Source organism: Sphingobacterium sp. xlx-130 (genome assembly GCF_011007405.1).
Classification (GTDB): domain Bacteria; phylum Bacteroidota; class Bacteroidia; order Sphingobacteriales; family Sphingobacteriaceae; genus Sphingobacterium; species Sphingobacterium luzhongxinii.
Genome location: NZ_WFKN01000003.1, coordinates 90978 through 108152, shown reverse-complemented (window position 1 = coordinate 108152; position 17175 = coordinate 90978). Strand labels below are relative to the sequence as shown.

20 protein-coding genes and 1 tRNA gene are annotated in these 17175 nt (G+C 39.4%); 15 read left to right on the top strand and 6 right to left on the bottom strand.

Annotation, left to right across the window (positions count from 1 at the left end):
• From G7B18_RS03720 to G7B18_RS03705, 4 genes are all read left to right on the top strand, one after another.
• Entirely contained in the window at positions 1 to 570 is a 570-nt protein-coding gene (locus G7B18_RS03720) for a bifunctional precorrin-2 dehydrogenase/sirohydrochlorin ferrochelatase (protein ID WP_164108329.1), read from the top strand.
• Between the two features lie 8 nt (positions 571 to 578).
• Positions 579 to 1274: a phosphoadenylyl-sulfate reductase gene (locus G7B18_RS03715; protein WP_164122092.1), complete on the top strand. Its 696-nt coding sequence runs from the start codon at positions 579 to 581 to the stop codon at positions 1272 to 1274.
• Between the two features lie 87 nt (positions 1275 to 1361).
• A complete protein-coding gene (cysD, locus tag G7B18_RS03710; RefSeq protein WP_164122091.1) occupies positions 1362 to 2252 on the top strand; it encodes a sulfate adenylyltransferase subunit CysD in 891 nt (296 codons plus the stop codon).
• A 94-nt stretch (positions 2253 to 2346) separates the two neighbouring features.
• Positions 2347 to 3588 (top strand): sulfate adenylyltransferase subunit 1, encoded by a 1242-nt coding sequence (locus G7B18_RS03705; RefSeq protein WP_164122090.1) that lies wholly within the window; start codon positions 2347 to 2349, stop codon positions 3586 to 3588.
• A gap of 185 nt (positions 3589 to 3773) precedes the next feature.
• Here G7B18_RS03705 and G7B18_RS03700 read toward each other — a convergent pair whose 3' ends face one another.
• The gene (locus G7B18_RS03700) at positions 3774 to 4595 is read right to left on the bottom strand and encodes an alpha/beta fold hydrolase (protein ID WP_164122089.1); all 822 of its coding nucleotides are present in this window, start codon (positions 4593 to 4595) and stop codon (positions 3774 to 3776) included.
• A 157-nt stretch (positions 4596 to 4752) separates the two neighbouring features.
• Here G7B18_RS03700 and G7B18_RS03695 point away from each other — a divergent pair.
• Both G7B18_RS03695 and G7B18_RS19060 read left to right on the top strand, forming a co-directional pair.
• Positions 4753 to 4826, top strand: a tRNA-Arg gene (locus G7B18_RS03695).
• 425 nt (positions 4827 to 5251) lie between these two features.
• Positions 5252 to 5479: a hypothetical protein gene (locus tag G7B18_RS19060; RefSeq protein WP_240452763.1), complete on the top strand. Its 228-nt coding sequence runs from the start codon at positions 5252 to 5254 to the stop codon at positions 5477 to 5479.
• A gap of 141 nt (positions 5480 to 5620) precedes the next feature.
• Here the strand turns inward: G7B18_RS19060 and G7B18_RS03685 are convergent, their stop codons facing one another.
• Together G7B18_RS03685 and G7B18_RS03680 are read right to left on the bottom strand one after the other, a co-directional pair.
• On the bottom strand, positions 5621 to 6103 hold the full coding sequence (locus tag G7B18_RS03685) for a hypothetical protein (RefSeq protein WP_164108334.1): 483 nt from the start codon (positions 6101 to 6103) through the stop codon (positions 5621 to 5623).
• A gap of 91 nt (positions 6104 to 6194) precedes the next feature.
• A complete protein-coding gene (locus G7B18_RS03680; RefSeq protein WP_164122088.1) occupies positions 6195 to 6668 on the bottom strand; it encodes a hypothetical protein in 474 nt (157 codons plus the stop codon).
• Positions 6669 to 7105: 437 nt separating this feature from the next.
• On the opposite strand from G7B18_RS03680, the gene G7B18_RS03675 reads away from it, so the two are divergent.
• From G7B18_RS03675 to G7B18_RS03665, 3 genes are all read left to right on the top strand, one after another.
• Positions 7106 to 7516, top strand: a complete 411-nt coding sequence (locus G7B18_RS03675; protein ID WP_164122087.1) for a hypothetical protein — start codon at positions 7106 to 7108, stop codon at positions 7514 to 7516.
• Positions 7517 to 7641: 125 nt separating this feature from the next.
• A complete protein-coding gene (locus tag G7B18_RS03670) occupies positions 7642 to 8058 on the top strand; it encodes a hypothetical protein (RefSeq protein WP_164108337.1) in 417 nt (138 codons plus the stop codon).
• A 436-nt stretch (positions 8059 to 8494) separates the two neighbouring features.
• Positions 8495 to 8644, top strand: coding sequence for a hypothetical protein (locus tag G7B18_RS03665; RefSeq protein ID WP_164122086.1), 150 nt, complete (start codon positions 8495 to 8497; stop codon positions 8642 to 8644).
• Positions 8645 to 9023: 379 nt separating this feature from the next.
• On the opposite strand, the gene G7B18_RS03660 is transcribed toward G7B18_RS03665, so the two are convergent.
• Entirely contained in the window at positions 9024 to 9734 is a 711-nt protein-coding gene (locus tag G7B18_RS03660) for a DUF4397 domain-containing protein (RefSeq protein ID WP_164122085.1), read from the bottom strand.
• 119 nt (positions 9735 to 9853) lie between these two features.
• Positions 9854 to 11560, bottom strand: a complete 1707-nt coding sequence (gene lysS, locus G7B18_RS03655; protein ID WP_205600160.1) for a lysine--tRNA ligase — start codon at positions 11558 to 11560, stop codon at positions 9854 to 9856.
• Positions 11561 to 11868: 308 nt separating this feature from the next.
• On the opposite strand from lysS, the gene G7B18_RS03650 reads away from it, so the two are divergent.
• From G7B18_RS03650 to G7B18_RS03625, 6 genes are all read left to right on the top strand, one after another.
• Entirely contained in the window at positions 11869 to 12117 is a 249-nt protein-coding gene (locus tag G7B18_RS03650) for a type B 50S ribosomal protein L31 (protein ID WP_093096812.1), read from the top strand.
• Between the two features lie 69 nt (positions 12118 to 12186).
• On the top strand, positions 12187 to 13374 hold the full coding sequence (locus G7B18_RS03645; protein WP_164108340.1) for a putative sugar nucleotidyl transferase: 1188 nt from the start codon (positions 12187 to 12189) through the stop codon (positions 13372 to 13374).
• A gap of 31 nt (positions 13375 to 13405) precedes the next feature.
• Positions 13406 to 14170, top strand: a complete 765-nt coding sequence (tpiA, locus tag G7B18_RS03640; protein WP_164108341.1) for a triose-phosphate isomerase — start codon at positions 13406 to 13408, stop codon at positions 14168 to 14170.
• Positions 14171 to 14307: 137 nt separating this feature from the next.
• The gene (gene prmA, locus G7B18_RS03635) at positions 14308 to 15147 is read left to right on the top strand and encodes a 50S ribosomal protein L11 methyltransferase (RefSeq protein WP_164108342.1); all 840 of its coding nucleotides are present in this window, start codon (positions 14308 to 14310) and stop codon (positions 15145 to 15147) included.
• 2 nt (positions 15148 to 15149) lie between these two features.
• A complete protein-coding gene (locus tag G7B18_RS03630) occupies positions 15150 to 16523 on the top strand; it encodes a Mur ligase family protein (protein WP_164108343.1) in 1374 nt (457 codons plus the stop codon).
• 70 nt (positions 16524 to 16593) lie between these two features.
• Entirely contained in the window at positions 16594 to 16923 is a 330-nt protein-coding gene (locus G7B18_RS03625) for a helix-turn-helix domain-containing protein (protein WP_164108344.1), read from the top strand.
• Between the two features lie 59 nt (positions 16924 to 16982).
• Here the strand turns inward: G7B18_RS03625 and G7B18_RS03620 are convergent, their stop codons facing one another.
• Entirely contained in the window at positions 16983 to 17150 is a 168-nt protein-coding gene (locus G7B18_RS03620) for a hypothetical protein (protein ID WP_164108345.1), read from the bottom strand.
• Positions 17151 to 17175 lie beyond the last annotated feature (25 nt).

Sequence of the window (17175 nt, the reverse complement as noted above, 5' to 3'; positions counted from 1 at the left end):
ATGAATAGATTGTTCCCTATATTTCTTAAACTCGAACAATTGCAGGTATTGCTAGTCGGTGCCGGGCCGATAGGTTTGGAAAAGATCACGGCCTTGCTGCAAAGCAGTCCAGGTGCCCAGATTCGGGTGGTGGCCCATACGGTGATTGATGCATTTCGGGAATACATTGCCGATCGACCGTATGTCGAGTTGTATGAGCGAAATTTTAGGGAGGAGGATTTGGAGGGGGTCGATCTGGTCGTATTAGCATCCAACAATCCAACGTTTAATGAAGAAGTCCGCGCATTGACCAGACAGCGTAATATACTATTGAATGTCGCAGACAAGCCCGATCTATGTGACTTTTATTTAGGTTCTATCGTGACCAAGGGAGATCTTAAGATCGGCATCTCCACGAATGGTAAGTCGCCTACTATTGCCAAGCGCTTGAAAGAGTTTTTAAACGACTTGCTGCCCGAGGAGATCGATGAGACGCTAGGCTTGATGCACGAGATGCGCGAACAGCTGAAAGGAGATTTTCAGGAAAAAGTAAAAGCGCTTAATGCGCATACACGTGAATTGATAAAATAACGCATAGAATGATCGATTTATTGAAGAATGCGTTAGCGGGTTTAGATGCAGCGCAGATTGTTTCTTATATTGCTCAAAATTATAGTGGGCGTACCGTGTTCTCCACGTCCTTTGGTATAGAAGATCAGGTTATCACTGCGATGCTTTCGAAAGAGCCCCGGCAGGTATCTATTTTCACCTTAGAGACGGGGCGGCTATTCCCTGAAACCTATTATGTATGGAATAGAACACTAGAGCGGTATGGTTTACGAATAAAAGCTTTTTATCCACAGGCAGATGCGGTGGAGGCGATGGTTTCGGACAAAGGCCCTTCTAGTTTTTACGAGAGCGTTGCTAATAAGAAGGAGTGCTGTTTTATCCGTAAGATCGAACCGTTGCAGCGGGCGATAAAGGGGTTTGATATCTGGATCACCGGTATACGGGCCGAGCAATCGGCCAATCGGGAGGAGATGGATTTTATAGAGTGGGATGCCGTGAATTCAATCGTTAAGGTACATCCTTTATTTTATTGGTCATTAGAAGATGTGGAGGCTTTCTTAAAACAGTTTAATGTCCCGTACAATCCGTTGCATGATAAAGGATTTCCAAGTATTGGATGTCAACCTTGTACCAGAGCCATAAAGAAGGGCGAAGATTTTCGTGCAGGCCGGTGGTGGTGGGAAGATAAAAGTAAAAAAGAGTGTGGATTACACGGTGGAAGCTGAGCATTGCGAAGTCTCGCCTGTCCCGACGCCTCGGGAAGTAGTGAAACGTATCGGGATAAAAAGTTAGAAGTTAGAAGTCAAATAAAAATGGATTATTTAGATCATTTAGAGGCAGAAGCCATTTATATTCTCCGTGAGGTCGCGGGACAATTTGAGAAGCCGGCCTTGTTGTTTTCCGGGGGAAAAGATAGTATTACATTGGTGCACCTTGCCAAGAAGGCGTTTCGTCCGGGCAAATTTCCTTTTCCCTTGGTACATATTGATACCGGGCACAATTTTCCAGAAACTATTTTATTCAGGGATTGGCTTATCGATCAAACCGGCGAAAAGCTGATCGTTGGCTCGGTTCAGGATAGCATAGATGCAGGACGCGTTGTGGAGCAAAAAGGCAAAAATGCGAGTAGAAATGCATTGCAGACGGTGACTTTGCTGGATACGATCGAGCAGTATGGTTTTGATGCCTGTATTGGAGGGGCGAGGCGAGATGAGGAAAAGGCACGGGCCAAAGAGCGTATTTTTTCGGTACGCGATGAGTTTGGACAGTGGGATCCCAAGCGTCAACGCCCCGAATTGTGGAATATCTTTAATGGTAGGATACATAAAGGAGAGAATGTGCGCGTGTTTCCTATCTCCAATTGGACCGAGTTGGATGTCTGGAACTACATAAAACGGGAACAAATAGAATTGCCTTCCATCTATTTCAGTCACGAACGTGATGTGGTATGGCGCAATGGGCAATGGATGGCTAGTGCAGACTGTTTGCAGATCGATGCAGAGGACAGGGTCGAGCACCGGTCCGTACGTTTCAGGACGGTAGGGGATATGACCTGTACTGCAGCAGTAGATTCTGTCGCGGTAGAGCTTGATGATATTATTGCCGAAATAAAAGCTTCGACCGTTAGTGAAAGAGGGGCCAGGATGGACGATAAGGTATCTGAAGCAGCCATGGAGGAACGCAAAAAACAAGGATATTTTTAGTGTTTAGTATTTAGTACATAGTATTGAGATATGAGATATGAGATGTCAGAAGTGTCTAGTCTCTAATTTCTAGTCTCTGATTATTAGAAAAGAAATGAACATATTAAAATTTATAACGGCAGGGTCTGTCGATGATGGCAAGAGTACATTGATCGGTCGTTTGTTATACGATACAGATTCTATATTGGATGATCAATTGGAGGCTATCCAGAAGGCCAATCGCAAGAATGACGACGGTACCGTAGATCTGGCTATCTTAACCGATGGGCTGAAAGCCGAGCGGGAGCAGGGTATCACGATTGATGTAGCCTACAAGTACTTTCAGACCGAGGCGCGCAAATTCATCATTGCGGATGCGCCGGGGCACATTCAGTATACCCGTAATATGGTGACAGGTGCATCCAATTCTGATTTGATTATTATTTTAATAGATGCGCGCAAGGGCGTGATCGAACAGACGAAAAGACATTCCTTCATCGCGAAGCTACTGTCCTTAAAAAAGGTGCTTGTCTGTGTCAATAAAATGGATATGGTCGATTACAGTCAGTCTGTTTTCGATACGATCAAGTCAGATTATCAGCGTCTGGCCGATAATCTGAACTTACAGGACGTAGATTTTGTGCCTGTTTCTGCGCTTAAAGGAGATAATATTGTGTTTTCTTCCAAGCATATGCCTTGGTATACAGGAGCGACCTTGCTGCGTTATCTGGAGACGGTTCAGTTTGCAGACCAAGGCAGCGGCGCTTGGCGTGTCCCTGTACAATGGGTGGTACGCCCTCAGACCGCAGATCTGCCTGATTATAGAGGGTATGCCGGCCGGGTAATAGGTGAGGGATTGAAAGTAGGCGATGACGTTGTCGTATTACCTAGTGGCGTAAGCAGTAAGGTGAAGGCCATTACCTTTGATGAAGCGGATCTAGCGCAGGCCGAGGATGGGCAGTCCGTCATTGTGCATCTGACAGACGATATTGATATTTCCAGAGGCGATTTTATTGTTAGCGCCTATTCGCAACCCTACGCCGAGCGTAGTTTTGAAGCCAATATCAGTTGGTTTGAAAACAAATCGTTGGATACAAATCAGGTCTATCTTTTGCAAAATCAAACCAAGGTAACCAAGGTTAAGGTGGTCGAGATCAAGTATAGGTATGATGTCAATACGCAAGAGATGGTTTATGACGAGCGGATTGGATTAAATGATATCGGACGGATTGTCGTAAAGGCAGCGGACGAGGTGGTTTTTGACTTAAACAACGAATTGGCGTTGAACGCACGGGCTATATTGATCGATCCCCGCAGCAATTTGACGGTGGGCGCATTGACCATAGAGGCTGTTTAAAAAGGTTTGAATTCTCGTCATTGGTAGTAAAGGTAACGTCACCCTGAGTGTAGCGGAGCGGAATCGAACGGGTCTATCAACTGTATAGGGTTAATATATAGCTTCTAGATCCCTCCACTTCGGTCGGGATGACGGCACAATTTACAAACCGAGCTTGCGAGCTCACTGTCGATAATCTGTCATTCTTACCGAAGAAGAAAACTGTTCATATGTCTGTTAAAAGCCAACGGTTGTTCCAGGTTTGGAAGATGTCCCGCATTTTCTATTTCGACGTATCTTGCGTCAGCAATGCGTTGGCTCATCTCTTCCATTAGGTTCTTCGGGGTGATCTTATCCTCACTACCTCGGATCAGAAGGGTCGGAACCTTTATATTTTCTAGCGTCTCCGTACTATCCGTTCGGGATGCCAGCGCCAATAGGGTAGCGCATATGCCTCGAATTGAATTTCGCCGAATACTGCTTTTTATCAGTTCTATCGCTTCTTGGTTTTCCTCCTCGTTTTTGTGGACAAAGATATTATCTATAAACCCCAGGGCAAAGGGTCTTCTGCCGTGCCTCAGGATAGCCTGTATACTATCAAAACGTTTCTGCTTGGCTGTATTGTCGTCTGCTTTGTGGTGGGTATCCGACAGGATGAGCCCTTCTATTTTTTCGGGTATCAACTGATAGATCCGTAGCGCTATATAGCCGCCCATAGAGACTCCGCATAGCGTTACTTTTTCGAGATCCAACTTGGCGATAAGTGCTATGATATCTTTTGCAAAGACATCAATACTGAAAAAACCATGTCCGTTCGTGGACAGTCCATGACCACGTACATCTACTGCGATCCCCGTGATATTGTCTTCCAGTGATTCCATTTGAGGCCGCCAAGAGTTCTTGTTAAAGGGGAAACCATGTATAAAAATAATAGTACGTTCTTCTATCTCTGTCGCCTTTTTGGTGTGATAAGATAGACTGATATCTTCTACTCTTATTTTGCTGCTATGAATAATACGCTCTGTCATAAAAAATAAAATGTAATTCAATTACTATCAGCAATATATAAAGAATAATGCTTTTTTTTGACTAAAAAGGAAGAAAAATGTTTGAAATATTGAAAAAAGTGCTGATATTTGCATCACTGAAACGGCGTAAAACTACGGTTTTACAAAGCTTCGAAAAGCATTCCTAGCTCAATTGGATAGAGCGTCTGACTACGGATCAGAAGGTTAGGGGTTCGACTCCCTTGGAGTGCACAGGTTAAAGGATTCTCATTCGAGGATCCTTTTTTGTTTTCTCTCTTTTCGGGTGTTAAGAGATGAATTTCTTTGTTAACGAATAAGTCATCGCACTGCTGCTAACATATACCATCCCCAAGGTCTTTCTGAAATAATTACAGTTAAACTTTACCCTTTGAGCAATGCTATTTTTTTAATATCATTTTTATCTTAGCTTAGTGGAAAAATGACAACCAATTATGTCTCGAAAATACAAATTCCATAATCCTGAAGGGGTATAGTTTGTCAGTTTTGCTACAATCAATTGGGGGATGTATTTGTTCGGAGATTATACGCTGACATTCTTGTTAATTCATTAAATTACTGTGTAAAGGAAAAGGGAATGCGAATTTATTCCTGGTGTATCATGCCCAGTCATCTACATCTTCTTTTTCGTTCTTCCAATGAGGATCCTCAGCGATTATAACAGGATTTTAAGAAATATACGGCAAAGCAAGATTATACATGAAATTAAAGATAATGTACTGGAAAGTAGAAGGGAATGGTTAATTTGGATGATGGAAAGAGAGGGGATAGAGGCTGGATTTGTTCCAGAAGGGCATTTTTTGCAATATAGTAGTGCGATAGATTACAGTGGTGGCAGGGGATTGGTAAAGTTGGAAGTGTTGTGAATGAATAGATAATATATAAGGGAACTTTAGGGGTAGGCTATTGATGAGAGGTTGTTGAGTAATTGGTGCTTTTTTTGCCACATATAGTCTTTTGATGTAAAAACATAGTGCAGTAATAATTACGGACCTAATAAGATACCTTCAGTTTAAAAGTTCAGTATCTAAAACTTTTTTATCTGAGTTCAGAAATTTATCACCAGAATTGTTAATAATTAATATTTTCTTCAAGTCTTTTCGCTTGATGATTTTAAAACCATCACCATTTACAATATTATTAAACATTAACTTCTCTGAAGAAAATTCTATTTTATCTATAATTGAAGAATCTTTTATCCAGATAATAGCCCAATTACCCTGATTTAAATCAAACGGTTGCTGTTTTGCATCATCCGGTATCGATGTTTCAGTTTTCAATTGGGTTGTGTTATTTTCATGACTTAGAATGATGATTTTGTCAAAGGACAATTTTGGAGGGTTTAAATCTAATGTATCACCTTCCGTAATAGTGTTAATTTTTTTATAGATTTGGTCGATAAAATTTGACGAATTGCTTTCATGTTTTTTTGGTATACATGCAAGATAGAAACACGATAGTAAGGAGAATGCAATTAAGTAAGCTTTCATGTGGATGTGCGATTAGTATCCCAATGATGTGGGGAATCTGGAAAAATCTTGTGTATTCATTTCGCTATTTTATCCGATGCTTATATTGAAATTATTTAATAGCGTTTATTTTATTTAGAATGTTTTTTTCAAAAACTTTCATTTCACTGAGGTTGGTAAAAAAGCCAAAATCTTTATTCATCAAACGGAGATCGCCAGTTACCGTATCGACGAAACTAACTAAATAGATATTAGTATTATTTCCATTATCTCTAATCAGGGCGTGAACAATTTCCTGTCTTTCTTTATAGTAAAAATCTACTTTTTTCCAATACCCTGTATGGTCGTTTTTAAAGGATAATTTGCCATTTTCAAAAAATAAGTCAGGTTCTATTTCATGAAGTTTTATTAATTTACGTTCAGTTTCTTCGATAGATCCAGTAATTTGCCATGCTTCTGCAAAGGGATAAGAACCTGCAAATCCTCCTATTTGTCTTCTGAAAAATTCAAAGCAAAAGAAACCGATAACTAAAAACAAAACTCCTAAAAACCACTTTTTTAAGTGGCTTTTATTTGATGTTAACATATAAACGAATTTGATTTTACGAAAAGTAAGCATTGATCTTTAAGCTGATGTTAATAGGAGGTTAACTTTTTAGTGCAGAACAAAAAATGGTTTTCTTTCTCAGGGGTAGATGTGATTCGAGCATAGTTAAGGTTATGGATGCTGAGAATTATATCAAGTTTGATAATTGGTTAAAGCGACTGAATTATTTAAAGAAAATTTCTTTAGATCTAGTTGGAACTTTTATTGTTAAATCGTGAAAAGTTCTTAATTACAGATCGAAACTAATAAAAGGAATAATTTAATGAAAAAGCTAACTACGATTGAGTTAATACCTAGTAGTCTACAATAGCAATTGGTAATGTCTCGAAAAATCTAAGAGTTCGAAATAAATGTAATCATTGCTTACGAGGTGGGGGTAATGTGAGCCGTTTTTCGGGCTTTAAAATAGAAATGCTATGAAACATTATCTTATCACTTATTTGTTATTGTTTCTTTTCTCTTTGTTAATAATCTCGTGCAATGAGAAAAAGGAAGTTCGATTTCGCGCAGATTATTTTATGGGAATAGAAGCTCTAAAAATCACAGTGAAAGATAATCTTAAAAACGTTCTCTTCTCTACTATCGTAGATAGTAGAGATAATATCAATGTAAGTATTGATTCTGTCATCAGGTATAGCCGTCAAGCCGACTCTCTGAAAATCACTGTAAATGATGCCGATACTTCTATTGCTATTCAGGATCTGTCAAAAAGGCTAATTGACATCGCATATACTAATATGTTTTATGGAATAAAATATACTGTTCTTTTTGGTTCTGAATACGAAAGAATAATTTTTAATCAACCCTATTTTAAATATTATGAGTAGATTTCAGCTATATCAAGTTAAAATTCAAATAATTCACAGAAATAGAAATCAATATAGATAGTGAAATTTCAATGAATAAAGAAATTAAAGTCTCAGTGTCAAATGATTTAATTCTATTGTCTTTTATGATAATCAGAGTTGTTGTATATTTAGGAGTAGTCTTTTTGTTAGATCTCCCCGTCTATTTTTATTATGGGGTTGCAATAATGATGCTGCCAACTCTTTATCTACATTTTAAATATCAGATAGGCGATAGTACAAAAAAGGTGCTGCTCTTCGACCAAGAGATATTATTGGTTTTAAAGGGACATGAGCAGGTTAATTTGACAGAAGCTAAAAGTGTTATCTATCACTGTCATGTTAAATTGACGGAGCGTAATATTCCTTTTCTAATTAATCCTGATTACTACAATATAGTTTTCAAGATGGGGGATGGTTGTGAATTCAGTGTTTCGTCGCTTCTAGACCGAAAACTTAGAAACTATGTTAACGAGCGAATAGACAATAAGAAAATTAGTTACAAGTATTATATGTTATATTAAATGCAGATTTGAATAATCTGGATATACTCTGATGTGGCGGAATCTCTTGAACGATACTATTGTTTTGTTTGTATTTTAGATTTGCTTAATGATGATTGCTAATTATGTTGTAATGGATAGGGGGAGTCTGATTAGAATGCCATAAGCACTGTGACACCAGCGGAAGATTAGAAGTAAATGTTGAGAATGAAACGAAAATAAATAGAAATATCTTTATATATATTGCTTGTTCTCTGGTTGTGGCTCTTGTGTTTTCAAAAGTTACGAATTGCATAATTTATAAGGATACACCGTTATTTATTTTATAGGCGTACGAAGAACTTAAGGAAGGTGATGGTGTTATTCCGGTGATCGGTAAAATTCAGGACGAGACAACATTTGGCCGATACCAAGTGTCATGCCCGTCTGGCATAGAAGACTATAAAACATTAATATTATGGAAACAAATAATATGATATCTTATATTCTATTCAGAATCGGTGCTTTCGCGATCTTTTTCTACGCTATTCTAGGTTGCCAGACAGTCAAAGCAAAAAAAACAACAATTTTACGAAAGAGAACAGGCTTATACCCATCAGCAGCATAAATATACAGAAGCCTTTGGGGGGTAGATAGCATCGGTCGATATTGGACATTCCGCGCCGACAGTGTTTTCTATTATCACCCTGATAGCGGATTACGCGCAAGGCAAGGTCTGTTATCACTGTGGGAGAATAAGCTGCAAAAACAGGCTTGGACGTCCGTAATGGATAGTAATAATACCAAGGCGGTCGAGCGAAAAAATAGCAGCTTATGGAAGACTTCCTCGCGAAGCAGAAAGGAGATGCAAGGACGCATTTTAATTGGGATTATAGTATTCCTGGGGCTAGGTTGTTTTGTGACTTTCTACTTTATAAGGAGCGAGTAATACAAAAAAGGGTATGCCTCCGTGAGACATACCCGCTATATAGAATTAAGATGTAATTTTAATATTGCGCCACGACACCAAGGTATAATGGTCTTTCTGTTGAGTTTTTGTCTCCCGCCAGTATAATGCTGTAGTACCTACCTGAAGCGAGGTCTACCGAACGTTCGACCAGCGTATTGTTGCTTTCGTCTGTTACAATAATATTGGTTTTGCCGCTGTTTTGTGCCACGAAGGTAGCGTGTGCTAAGTTCTCTCCGGTCAACACACCTTCGATAGCTCTGTTGCTGTATATGGGAGTTTCCTTACTATTTATATAAACATTAACCTTGCCTGTATTGTTTGCGAGATGAAAGAAACGCAGTGCTGATTTGCTACCTAGATTCTCAACTTCTTTGTCTTCTGCAATAATCTGCTTTGGTTTTTCTGCCGTTCCATACACAAAAGAAGTGTAGTAAGAGCTGTCTTTGAAAGTGTATACCGTGTCAATCAGCGTTTTGTTCTCGGCAGATATTGTTTTGATTTTTCGATTTCCCGTGTACAGAAAAGTTGGTGGTACGCCGTATGTATTATAATGCAAAGGGTTGTACGCCGATTGTAAGTTGTTGTTGTCTGCCATATGCATAATATATGGAGAAGGCGTGTAAGCATTGACCATTGTCAACGTTGCCCTCGGGATGTTATTGATATCGTCATTATCTTTAAGACATCCACTCAACACTGATACACTTAGGAGGGCAATAAAGAATAATTTAATAGTATTTGTTTTCATCTTTCTTAATGCTTTTGTTTGGGATTATAACGGAAGGTTTTTTTGAAAAGCTACAGTCGGATAAAAAAAAAGCAGAAATCAAGAGATTTCTGCTTTTTGCTATTCTATTTTTACAGTTCTTATTTTTTGGAGATATATTTATTGTCACCATCCAAAACGATGTCGATCAGGTCTTTCTGACGTAAACTCTTGGTGGCATTGTCCCATTTTTTTCCACTTAAACCAGCTTTTTCTTTGATTTCTGATAGGGAGGAATGTTCTTCCGTCAACAGGTCTAAAACGGCTTTTTCATCGCCTGTTAGTTCTATCGCTACTTCCTTTTTCTCGGGTCTCATCTGCGGGAAAAATAAGACCTCTTGAATCGATGGGTTATTGGTCAAGAACATAATCAGTCTGTCCATCCCGATACCAAGGCCCGAAGTTGGTGGCATACCGTACTCGAGTGCTCTAAGGAAATCTTGGTCGATAAACATGGCTTCGTCATCCCCGTTTTCTGAAAGACGGAGTTGCTCTTCGAAGCGTTCGCGTTGATCAATAGGGTCATTTAACTCGGAGTAGGCATTAGCCACTTCTTTACCACAGATCATTAACTCAAAGCGTTCGGTGAGCTCAGGGTTGTCGCGGTGTTTTTTTGTAAGCGGAGACATTTCGACAGGGTAGTCGGTAATGAATGTCGGCTGAATAAAGTTGCCTTCACATTTTTCACCAAAGATCTCATCGATCAATTTACCCTTACCCATAGTATCGTTGACATCGATACCCATTCCTTTGGCGGCAGCACGGATCTCGTCTTCGGATTTTCCGGTAATGTCAAATCCGGTAAACTGCTTGATAGCGTCCGTCATCGTGACGCGTGGATAAGGAGCTTTGAAGTCGATATGATGTTCGCCGAATACTGCTTTGGTGTCGCCATTGACCTGTTGAGCACAGTGCTCTAAAAGTCTTTCTGTGAAATCCATCATCCAGTTGTAGTCTTTGTAGGCTACATATATTTCCATGGCGGTGAATTCCGGATTGTGTGTGCGGTCCATTCCTTCATTTCTGAAGTTTTTGGAAAACTCGTATACACCATCGAAGCCCCCAACGATCAGACGTTTTAGATACAGTTCATTGGCTATACGTAGGTACAATGGAATATCTAGCGCATTATGGTGCGTGATGAATGGTCTGGCAGCTGCTCCACCGGGGATCGCCTGCAACACCGGTGTCTCTACTTCCATATAGCCCGCCTCATTGAAAAACTGGCGCATAGCGTTGAAAAGCTTTGTGCGTTTGACAAATATATTTTTGTTCTGTGCGTTTACGATAAGATCTACATAGCGCATTCTGTAGCGCTGCTCTGGATCGGTAAAAGCATCAAACGTTTTGCCTTCGGCTTCTTTAACGACAGGAAGTGGACGCAAAGATTTGGTAAGTACAGTTAGTTTTTCGGCGTGTACAGATATTTCACCACTTTGGGTCGTGAATACAAAGCCCTCGATACCGATGATATCACCAATATCTAAAAGTTTTTTAAACAGGGTATTATATAAGGATTTGTCCTCTCCAGGGCAAAGGTCATCTCGTTTTACATAGACTTGGATACGGTCTGTAGAATCTTGGATTTCGATAAAAGAGGCGTTGCCCATGATACGACGGCTCATGATCCGGCCAGCGATTAAAATATGCTTGTAATTAATCTTGTCGCGTTCGTAATTTTCTAATATATCAGCAGCAGTAACATTCACCTTGAATTCGTCGGCAGGGAAGGGGTTAATGCCTAAGTCAATGATGCCTTGTAGATTTTGTCTACGTTGTAATTCCTGTTCGGATAATGCAATACTCATGTGTTATTTTTTTGAAAAATGTGTGTGCCCATATGGCTAGAAACAACCCTACATATTGGATATGATATCGTCTTACTGCGAAGGTTTGTTTAAATAATCAGCAAAAATAGCAAAAACGTAGCTAAAAAAGATCGATTAATCGCCTTATATTTTAAAATAATGTTACTTTTGTCCATTGATAAGTACGCCTCTGTTTTACATAGTGGATAATTATCCCGGTGTGGATAAATATTATTTTGCAAATTATTGTTAAATAGATTATCTTTGCACCTCAATTGTTGAATATATAGTAGTAATCATAAGATAAAATGAAAAAAGATTTGCATCCATCAAACTACAGATTAGTTGTTTTTAAAGACATGTCAAACGACTATGCTTTTGTAACTAAATCATGTGTAGATACTAAAGAAACTATCACTTGGGAAGATGGTAATGAGTACCCATTGGTTAAATTGGAGATCTCTCATACATCACACCCTTTCTATACGGGTAAAATGAAATTGGTTGATACAGCTGGACGTATCGATAAATTCCGTAGCCGTTATAACAAAAAGTAATCACCATATTATATATGGTATGAAAATCCCGATAAGTGCATTATCGGGATTTTTTTGTATTTTAGAGACATGTCTTTTTCCCTTGTTTTATTTGACGATTGTTCCTCTAGAGAACGATTACGACCTTTGACTACAACCCGCCCTACGGGCAATCTTCGCGTTGGAATATGGACTTTGGACCAAAAATGGCATCATGCTTTTGATGCCGACGTGGCTTATCTAACGCAAGATTACCTGCGTGAGAAATTCCCGATGCCACCTATGGACTCTGAAGGTTATTTAATCATTGATGGCCGCGTGCTGCCCAATGCCGAATTAGTGGACGAAATATGGGGTCTACAGCTAAATCAAAAACTTATATCGGATGATGGTGACTGGATCGCATTAAAGCTGGCGACTCTAGATGATTTTAATGTGCCTGCGTTGGAGCGGGCTGTAGCTGTTTTGTCCCACAGTAGGATCAATCGACTGCACTATCCGGAAGATATTTATTTAAATAATGCGGATCAGATCAGGTTTGATCTGGACTGTATGGGGATACAGGCTGTCGGCGCTGATGGGTATCCGGATAGTCATTTTCTGGGCACATCAATCTATATAGATAAGAATGCTGTATTAAAACACTGTATTTTAGATGCTACGCAGGGACCGATTTATATTGGTGAGGGAGTTGTTATAGAGGCAGGTGCGGTGATCCATGGCCCTGCGGCTATTGGAGCAGGTTGTCGTGTCAAAAGTGGGACTGTCGTGTATTCAAACGTAAGCGTGGGTGTAAACTGCACAATTTGCGGCGAATTAAATAATACGGTTATCTGGGGTAATTCTGCTAAAGGGCATCTGGGGTATCTGGGCTGTGCGGTAGTGGGGGAAGGTTGTAATATTGGGGCTGGAACGAATAATTCCAATTTAAGAAACGATTGGAAGACCGTGCGTCTGTATGACTATTCGCAGGCGGGGATGAGAGACACGGGCCTCCAAAAGTGTGGCGTAATTATTGGCGACCATGTTATGCTGGGAATTGGTTGTAAAATTAATACAGGAACGGTGATTGGGGTAGGTGCTCAGATTGCAATCTCGAATTTTATTCCGAAATTTGTGCCTGACTTTGGTTGGCTGACTGATTTGACCCAGGATCGTTATATCTTTGCAGCGTTTATAGCTATGCTACAACGGAAAGCTTTGGTCAAAGGGGAGTGTTTTGGGCATGAAGAAGAGAAGATATTGTCTCTTGTTTATGAAGAATCGCGAAATGTATAGGTAAATAATCAACACTAAATAAAATAATATTATGCGTAAAAAAATCGTAGCAGGAAACTGGAAAATGAATCTAGGTTATGAAGATGGGTTAAGCCTTTTTTCTGAAATCGTCAATATGGTGAAGGATGAAGTTATAGGCGATCAGGAGGTCGTGGTATGTAGTCCTTTTATTCACCTGTCTTCCATTGCCAAATTGGGTGCTGCGGTCACGAATGTGAGTATAGGAGCCCAGAATGTCCATCAGGCAGAGTCAGGTGCTTTTACAGGAGAGATTTCGGCTTCCCAGGTAAAATCTGTTGGCGCGAGCTACGTAATTTTGGGTCACTCGGAGCGTAGAGCTTATTTTGGAGAGACTGACGCACTATTGGCAGAAAAAGTTAATGTGACGCTAAAACACGACTTAAAGCCTATTTTCTGTATCGGAGAGACGAAAGAAGAACGTGAGTCAAACCGCTTTTTTGAAGTCATAAAAACCCAATTAGACCAAGGCGTATTTCACCTGTCGGCAGATGAATTTGCTAAGATCGTATTGGCGTATGAGCCGGTTTGGGCAATTGGAACGGGATTGACCGCTTCGCCAGAGCAAGCGCAAGAAGTTCATGCTTATATCCGCGAGGTAATTGCCAACCGCTATGATGCTACCGTGGCGGATAATACAACTATTTTATACGGTGGAAGTGCTAACCCGTCGAATGCTGCTACCTTATTTGCGCAGAAAGATATCGATGGTGGATTGATCGGAGGGGCGTCCTTGAAATCTAGAGATTTCTTGGAAATTGTGAAAGTATTTAATTAAAAGAATGAAATATCCAGTAGCATTGACTGTACAAACGCGAATGACCGCGAAGCAGCATGCACACCCATTCGTTATAAAAGCGTGCATAATATACTTCGGATATTCCATATGACCATTAAAGAACAAGTTATTTAAATATGAAATATACAGCTGTTAATTTTATAAGTGCTGACATTCAGGACTGGCAAAAGGATTTGCTTATTGCTGATCTTGGAGATATTGGATTCGATACATTTGAAGATAGTGAGCAGGGATTTGACGCGTATATCCCGAGTTCAAACCTGGATGTTCAGCGCTTGGAAACGTTATTGTTGGATCAGGTCGTGGATTATCAGTTGGATTATTCTATAAATGAAATCGAAGAGGAAAACTGGAACACACTTTGGGAAAGTAACTTTAATCCGATCCTGGTAGATGACGTCTGCTATGTGCGGGCTACTTTTCACGAAGCCAAACCGGAATACAAGTACGAAATCGTCATCGATCCTAAGATGTCTTTTGGAACAGGACATCATCAGACTACTTCTATGATGTTGTCTTTTATCTTAGCCAATGACTTTAACGGGAAGCGGGTGTTGGATATGGGATGTGGAACCGGGATTTTAGCGATATTGGCAGCAAAGAAAGGTGCTTCATCGCTATTGGCCGTGGATTATGATTCGATCTGTGTGGAAAGTGTGGAAGAGAATAAAGTGCTTAACGGCGTAACGAATCTGGAAAGTAGACTCGGCTCTAAAGAAGTGATAGAAGGGGGGATGTACGACACTATTTTGGCAAACATAAACAGGAATATTTTGTTAGATCAATTAGATACTTATGAATCTGTACTCGAAAAAGGTGGTGAATTGTATTTAAGTGGTTTTTATGAAGCTGAAGATTTGGATATTATAAAGCATAAATGTGAAGGCCTAGGTCTCTTCTTTAAAGAAAGAAAGGTTATGGATCAGTGGTGTGCAGCAAAGTTTGTTAAAGGATAATCATGCGGATACATTTTATAGCGATTGGGGGCAGTGTGATGCATAATTTGGCGATCAGCTTAGCCAAATTGGGGCATCAGGTTACTGGTTCTGATGATCAAATTGTAGAACCTTCAAAATCACGTCTGCAGGAAGCTTCCTTACTGCCTGAACAGATTGGTTGGAATGCGGATAAGATCACTGCGGATATTGATGCTGTTATCTTGGGAAAGCATGCATTGGCGGATAATGTGGAGTTAATGAAAGCCCAAGAGCTTAAAGTCAAGATCTATTCTTTTCCAGAATTTGTTTATGAGCACAGTATGGATAAGGTTAGGGTCGTTATAGCCGGCACGTATGGTAAGACGACCATAATCAGCATGATCATGCATGTGCTTAAGTATTTAAAACGAGATTTTGATTATTTAGTCGGTGCTAAACTTGAAGGGTTTGATTCACTGATTAAACTGACTTCTACAGCTCCTATTATGCTTATAGAAGGGGACGAGTTTTATGCTTCTTCCATCGACTTACATTCTAAGTTTCACTATTATCATCCGAATATTGCCTTAATCAGTAATATACAGTGGGACAACTTCAAAATGCTCATGACGGAAGAGGAGTATCTTGGTCAGTTCGAAACTTTTATCGATACCATCGTACCTAAAGGAACATTGATCTATAACAAGGAGGATAGTAATGTGGTTAAGATCGTGGGAGAGACGAAGGATTGTAAAATTAATAGACATGGATATAGATTGCCTAACTACTCCATAAACAAAGGGATCACCTATTTGCAGATCGGCGATCAGGATATTCCATTACAGATTATAGGCAAACAAAACCTGTCAAATATTGCGGGGGCTTATACGGTCTGCGAGTGGTTAGGGATAAAGAGAGATGAGTTTTATGAGGCTATCCGGAATTTTAAAAGTTCAATACGTTACCTGGAATTTGTGGCAAGCGCTGAAGGGTCTGTTGTTTATCAGGATTTTGCCCATACACCCACGAAGTTAAAGTCCAGTATACATGCTATAAAAGAACAGTTTTCTTCTTTTAAATTACTGACCATTATCGAGTTGAATCCCTATGACGTGATTGAGGGAGACAAGCTAGAGCAGTATGATAGCAGTATGATGGAGTCGGATACTTCGATAGTTTTTATCAATAAAAGCAGTATAAAAGAAAAAAATGTAGTTTTAGATAATATCGTAGATAGAATTGTTAAAGTCTTTAATCATCCTAACCTTTTGGTTATAACGGATCCCGTTGATTTATACGGATTTCTGGAAGTGTTTGATAGTAAGGGGTATAATATGCTGTTTATGAGTTCTAGTAATTACAGTGGAATTAATATGCTCAAATTTGCAGATAAATTTTTAACGAAAGTTAGTTAAACTGTTTTTGTTTTTCTTTTTATTTTAACAATTTATTTTTACTTTTGAGGTAAAACATAACATTTACCAAATGAATGCTTTAGGAAAGAAAATTAGATTACTAAGACATCAAAAAGGCTGGAGCCAAGAAGATGTGGCAAAGAGGTTAGATATATCTATTCCTGCTTTTTCGAAAATTGAAACCGGAATTACAGATGTGAATTTATCACGTTTGAATCAGATTTCCAAATTATTTGGTCTATCTTTAGTCCAATTACTGTCTACATCGGATTTGGACGACGATAAAGATAGAATGGATGAGTTGAATGAATTAAATAGAAAACTGCAGCTTCGGGAAATCGAAGTAATTGATTTGCAAAAGAAAGTGATTGATCTTTATGAGCAACTTCATAAGAAATAGAAAAGGCGATTTTTAAAATCGCCTTTTCTATTATAAGTGGATCTTCTTACAACTTAGCGCTAGAAATCATCTTCATCCTCATCGTCAAAGTCGTCAAACCCGCCCATACTGGCATCCATTTCTAATCCGAAATCATCTTCATCATCAAAATCAGAATCGTCCTCAGGACCGTTGAAATTGACTAATTCCTCTTCAATTTCAAACTTTTCGACACTCTCGTTCATCATAGTAAGCTAATTCTTTCTGTTATTT